Raw genomic sequence first — 4,652 nt, 5'->3', positions numbered from 1 at the left:
CTCTGGACTTGCCAAATAAGCATCCATCTCTGCCTGCGGAACAGACAACATCTCCATATGAGCTACAATTCCATCCAAATAGGCTTGGTACGCCCTATCCTTATCTACCTCAAAAGCGGCTTCGGCCTCTATAAACTTTTGCTCACTATAGGTTGCAATTAACATCGGGGAAGTTTCGGAAGTATAAAATTGCCCTTGAATCAAAGTAGACCGCGCCCCCTGCTCCGGAGCATCTCCCCTACCTTCCCCGTTTGGAGTACCCACAAACTCCCCATCAGATGTAGTACCCACCATCAGCTTTAACCGTGGATCTACCGTTGTGTAAGAGGTGCCATCCAAGGCTTCAATAAATTGTTCCGAGATCCATCCATCTAACAATAAGCTGGCATTACGCCTTGCCACATTTGACCAAGGGTTAATAGACTGCTCAAAGAAGTTTACTTGAGCATTATCATCATTAGAGGTAAATCCATTATCAACCGCAGCAAGCACTTCATTGGCATTATAATCCGAAGTAGCTTTCTTATGAATCATATACCGCGCCTTAAGCATTTGCCCAAAAGCCATCCATTTATCAACATCTCCATTAAATATAAAATCGTCCTCCCCAATAGAAGCGGTAGTAGCGGCTTGTAAATTTTGAATTCCCTTATTTAAGAAATCCAATACATTAGCATACAACTCCACATCTGGGTCATATTTTGGAGTGACCGTCTCGAACCGAAAGCTTTCGGAGAATGGTATATCTCCAAAAATATCTACTGCCATTCCCAGGTTTAAGGCCATCATTATTTGAGCGGCCCCGGTATAATGACTAGCTCCTTGCTCCTCAGCCTTGTCTATCAATACCGTTAGGTCTGTCATAACATTATATAAACTAAACCAAGTCCCTCCATAACTTACAGGCTCCATTGTATCGTTAGAACTACCTGGATTGGGGGATGCCAAATACTGCACATAATGAGCACCAATTTGCCCCACCCTAAATTGATTATAAGCGGTTTCATAAGTACTATTAATCATGAGACCAGAAATCGGCGCATCTTCGGGGTTATTTGGATTCTCATTAACATCCAAGTATTTATCACAGGAACTAGCAATAAACACCAGGCCAACACCCAGCATTTTCCCTATTCTTTTTATTATTTTCATCTTGTTAATTTTAAATTTTTTATTTATCCCTTTATTTCTTCCTATTGAGCTTACTAAACTAAACCATCTTCTTGAGGTTTAAACAACCAAGCCCAAACCTTGACTCAACCATTTATAGGCCTACGTTTAAAGTCAGGAAATAACTTTGGGTCCCTGGAAATCCAAGCCCGGTAAAACCAATGGCATTACCTCCCGCTCCTGCAGAGAAAGACTCCGGGTCAAATCCATCCCATGGGGAATATAATATAATGTTGTTGGCTGCCACTGAAAGTCGCAAAGAGTTGAACGGGGTCTTATCCAAAACCTTATCACTAAAATTATAGGCTAGAGAAACACTTCTTAGTTTAATATAGCTGGCATCGTACACAAAATTTTCACTTACCCCTCTATAGGTATTTCTCCAGAATCCTGCTCCATAATTGTTCCCATCAGGACCAACCCCCTGTCCTAACCACACTTCTTTTGTATTTGGGGATCCATCTGCCAAGACCCCATCAAATACCCGAAAATCATTTCTTGCTAAAGTATATTCATTTTTACCAAAGGCCGACAGGAAATTATCAAACTGGTTATACTGCTCTAGCCCTGCTCTGAAATCAACCAAGACACTTAGGTCAAAATTCTTATAACTCAACACATTTCTCAGTCCCCCGATCCATTTTGGAACGGCATTCCCAAGTATCAACTGATCACTGTTTCTAGCTGGAAATCCATTAGCTCCAATTACAACGGGAAGGTCTTTCTCCACGTATTTACTATTTGGATCAGCTCCGAAACGTTCATAACTGGTACCATAGAGATTACCATAAGCCTCACCTTCTATTAATTTCATGGTTACCCTACTTCCGGCATATCCAAACTGACTCCCTACAACAATCTCATCTATCCCCTCTCTAATCGATTTAACCTTATTATCATTTATAGAGAGATTTGCCGTCATTTTCCAAGTAAGATCATTGTTTTTTATGATATCACCTCCAAGTACGATTTCCACACCTTGGTTCTCTATTTCTCCTGCATTAGTTATATACGAAGAGAAACCGGTGGCATCCGTAATCGGCACAGGGATAATCTGATCTTCTGCGTTGGATTTATAATAGGTAACATCCAAATTTAAACGATTCTCAAAGAAGGCCAATTGAGTACCAAATTCTATAGAAGTGGTCAATTCTGGCTTCAAGGCTGGATCGCCAAAGGTGCTATTCCTACTAAATCCAACTTGTCCATTCAACGGATACACACTTGGAGATACAAAGGTAGCCCCTAACACGTGCGGATTAGTGTCCTTACCCACTTGCGCCCATGACGCTCTTAACTTCCCAAATGTAAACCACTCTGGCATGGCTAAGTGCTCACTAAACACATACCCTACGTTAAAAGAAGGATAGAAGAAAGAATTATTATCTTTTGGAAGCGTGGACGAGAAATCGTTCCTTCCCGTAATGTTTAGGTATAGGTAATCTTTGTAATTCACCATTAAGTCTCCGTAAAACCCTACCAACCTTCTAATACTTTTTCCTTGACTAGCAAAAACCTGTCTGGTATTGTTTACATTAAAAAACTCTGGAATTACAAAATCTTCCCCTCTAAGCTGAACACGATCGTATTTTCTTTCAAAAATATCGTTCCCCAACCTAAGGTTAGTACTCCAATCCTCATTGAATGTTTTATTTAGGGTAATGTAAAAGTTAGAGGTTATATCCCTACTATTTATCCTAGTTTCCTCTAAATACCCAGTAGAACTCAGTGGCTGCTCCCCATCTATACCTTTTGGTCCCGGAGTTTTTTCCGTTCTAGCATCGCTATAAAAATCGGTCCCCACTCTATACGAAAGACTTAGCCAATCTGTTGGGCTGTAGTTTAAATTTAGATTCCCAATAAGTCGATTCACATTATCCTTATAGGTGCTAAACCGGGCATCATATATTGGATTGGTATTACCATAGGTCTTCATGGTTCCGTCCGGATTAATATAATCTCGCACATCCTGGGTTTCTGCCCAATACATCATTCGCTCCATATAGCGATCATGAGGCACTCTATTACCACCGGAGTTGGAGTAATTTACAGATCCGCTAAAATTGAATTTCTCACTCATTGTAACGCTACCTGATAGCTTAGCGGTGGTTCTACCCCAATCACTGAATGGAATAATCCCTTTCTGCTCAAAATTCCCAAAGGAGCCATAAAAAGTAGCTTTTTCGCCTCCTCCTGATATACTTAAACTATTATCTGTTTGCACCCCTGTATCAAAGGCTCGGTTCCAGTTATCCTGATACTTATGACCTTCCACAGTTTTCGCTACCTCAGAAATTGGAGCACCCCAGCTAGGCCAGAAGCTATCGGGACTGTACTCACCACTAAAACCCTGCCCATATTGATCTTGGAGTTTTGGCAAACGATTTAACTCTTCAAAACCAAGAGAAGAATTAAAACTTACACTTACTTGCCCCGCTTTCCCTTTTTTGGTGGTGATAATTACTGCTCCGTTGGCAGCGCGAACACCATAAAGAGCAGTCGCGGCAGCACCTTTTAAGATAGACATAGATTCTACATCTGCAGGGTTGATATCGGCAGCCCTATTCGTTAATCCACGAGGAGTTCCACCGGATTCTACCGTGGAGTTATCAATGGGCACCCCATCCACAACAAAAAGCGGCTGATTATCGGCTTGGGGGTCCAAGGAGTTAATACCCCTAATAATAATACGTGCACTCTGACCCGGAGCCCCACCAGAATTGGTGATTTGCACCCCCGCAACTTGCCCTTGCAAAGCACTGACCAAATTGGTTTGCTTGGTTCTGGTTATTGCCTCGGCATCAACACTTTGGGCAGAATACCCCAGCGCTTTCTTCTCCTGCGAGATTCCAAAGGCGGTCACAATAACTTCGCTCAATTGCTCGGAGTCTTCCTCCATGGTCACATTTATGACGTTTGCCAACCCTACGGTAACACTCTGAGTTTTCATCCCTAAATAGGAGAATCTCAATACGTTGCCCGTACTGGCGGCTATGGTATAATTACCATCAAAATCTGTTGTTGTTCCCTTATTTGTTCCTCCAACTACAATGGTCACCCCTGGTAAGGGAGCTCCGGAAACATCGGTAACCAAACCAGATATTTCTTGCCCATATGAATTACAGAAAAACAAAAGAAAAGTACATACAATAAAGGTATTCTTCATGAGTTTTTAATTTAGTTGATTAATCGTGGAAATTAAAAAAATATATCACATAATCAAACAAAATCAGCCTAAAATGTTAAATACCTAACATTTACCTACAACCCACTCCCTTATTATCATAAAACAAACCAATTTACCACGAATAAATCATTTCGTCACTCTTTTTATCGGGTTTACTTCATAGCTTTTTAGAACTTCTTTCCGCTAGCGGCAATTAGAAAAAACTAGGGGCCACCCATCTTACACATAAAGAATGTTAGCTAATTTGGACAGCTTTCAAGAATTGCCATCCATCCAAATAAATTGGTACTGCATA

At 41.1% G+C, this 4,652-nt stretch carries 2 protein-coding genes; both read right to left on the bottom strand.

What is annotated here, in order from left to right; genetic code table 11:
- Positions 1-1,152, bottom strand: a 1,152-nt coding sequence (locus tag F1E73_RS16420) for a SusD/RagB family nutrient-binding outer membrane lipoprotein (protein WP_150452579.1), incomplete at its 3' end; no start/stop codon positions are given.
- Between the two features lie 112 nt (positions 1,153-1,264).
- Positions 1,265-4,336, bottom strand: coding sequence for a SusC/RagA family TonB-linked outer membrane protein (locus F1E73_RS16415; protein WP_150452578.1), 3,072 nt, complete (start codon positions 4,334-4,336; stop codon positions 1,265-1,267).
- Between the last annotated feature and the right edge of the window lie 316 nt (positions 4,337-4,652).

The sequence above is a fragment of the Arenibacter lacus genome, assembly GCF_008711145.1.
GTDB lineage: Bacteria > Bacteroidota > Bacteroidia > Flavobacteriales > Flavobacteriaceae > Arenibacter > Arenibacter amylolyticus.
The sequence above is the reverse complement of the archived record's forward strand: the minus strand, read 5'-3'. Positions and strand labels throughout refer to the sequence as shown.